Origin of the sequence: Paenochrobactrum pullorum (assembly GCF_041929845.1) — a bacterium.
Lineage (GTDB): Bacteria > Pseudomonadota > Alphaproteobacteria > Rhizobiales > Rhizobiaceae > Paenochrobactrum > Paenochrobactrum pullorum.
The window spans coordinates 1-1,801 of the sequence record NZ_JBHEEH010000044.1; the positions used below are offsets into that span (position 1 = coordinate 1).

1 protein-coding gene is annotated in these 1,801 nt (G+C 51.9%); it reads right to left on the reverse strand.

Annotated elements, in window-relative coordinates; genetic code table 11:
• Window positions 1–230: 230 nt before the first annotated feature.
• Window positions 231–1,652, reverse strand: coding sequence for an ISNCY family transposase (locus JNC77_RS17520; RefSeq protein WP_374834793.1), 1,422 nt, complete (start codon window positions 1,650–1,652; stop codon window positions 231–233).
• Between the last annotated feature and the right edge of the window lie 149 nt (window positions 1,653–1,801).

Consider the following 1,801-nt stretch of genomic DNA (forward strand, 5'->3'; position numbering starts at 1 on the left):
TGTTTTAGCAAGTTAAAGTTGCGACGTTCCCAGCAAAATAGAAATGCGACAGGCGCTGACGACAGCCCCCATTCCGAGAGGCTGGTCAGGGTTGCAAGCGAGGAATGGGGGCGAGTGAATACCCGCCTCTTCGGCTTTAGCTTTCTCAGTAGCAATTGTTCTGTCATTAGTTGATACTCGGCCCACCTATATCGGCTACGCTAAGCCATATCAGCGTCCATTGACGAGCTTTATTCCTGCGCCGGCTGTCTCAATAGGGCTTGCTCTCGCCGAGCAATGACAGCAGGATCGTTCATGTAGGCTGTGCGCGATTTACGCTCTCGCTTCTGATAGCCGTTGGCGGTGCTGCCGTCGCGGACGCCAAACATATGGTCCGTCTGTCCCGTGCGACGCGGACCACTCTTGCTGCGTTGCTGTTCCCGTCCAGCCTGCATCTCAGCGACAAGAGCCAGCATGTCGTCCAGCCGTTTGTTCTCGACAACGGGTGAGCGATGAACCGAACGCAATTTGTCAAACGTTCTATAGGGCAGGGTGTCCGTGCCGTGCATGATTTCAAGGCGACCGTCCGGATAATCGCAGACAATGACCTTTTGACGGGCCAGTCGTTTTGCAATCTCCGTTGGCTCCAGGATGAACAATACCTTGTCGTAGCGCAGCGTCAGAGACTGCGACAGTGTCCGCACTTCCTTCCGGCACAGTGCGCCGTCGAGGTTCTCATGCGCAGCCAGCGGCCGATGCATATCCTTCGGATTGCGCGGTAGCTTACCAAAACGGGCATTGAAATCTGCAATGAATTCCGGTGCATAAGCATTTGCTGCTTCCATCGTATCAATGCCGCGCAATCGCAACTCCTTCACTAGGCGATCCTGCAAAGTTCTGTTTGCACGCTCGACACGGCCTTTGGCCTGTGGGGTATTGGCACAGATAATATCAATGTTCAGCTCATAAAGTGCCCGACCGAATTGCGTTAGCCCACTCGTTCGATCTTTCTCAGAACCATGGGTGGAGCGAAATACTCCATGCTTGTCGCTGTAAAATGCCAGCGGCTTGCCCCAAAGCTCCAGATAGGCCTTCGTCGCATGGAAATAATCAAATGTGTTCTCTGATCCGGCAAAACGCAGATGCAGAAGCTTACCGGTTGCATCATCAATATAAACGAGGAGGGCGCATTTGGGCCCCCGACCCTCGAACCACCAATGATGTGAACCGTCAATCTGCACTAGTTCACCAAAACAATCGCGCCGGCCGCGCGGTTGAAATACACGTTTTTTGCGTTCTCGGCGTGAAATCCATATACCTGCAGCTGTCATCCACTGGCGCAGCGTTTCTTTACTGACTGAAAGTTGATGCAGCTCAACCAGCTTCTCACAGGCCAGTGTCGGGCCAAAATCCCGATAATAAGCCCGTATAAGATCCAGCACCGTATTCCGGAAATCCTCGCTGTAACGGCGATTGCTTGGGTGACCACGTTTGCCTGAAACAAGGCCAGCCGCACCAAACTTGTCAAAGGCCTGTAAAAGACGATGAATCTGGCTGCGACTGAGATCGAGCAATGCAGTCGCCTGAACAACAGTCAGGCGGCGATCCCGTATCTTCTGAATAACTTCTAATCGATTGAGTTCTTTCTGCGACATTGTGATCAAACAAGACATGACGGCTCCCATCCGCTGCTTGCATTCGGAACCCCAGTCTTCCTTTCTTTATTCTGTTTGAACAGGGCATGAGCTGCAAAATCTGTCGCATCTCTAATTTGCCCAAGTGTCGCATCTCTATATAGCTGTTATAAATATGAATTTGATAA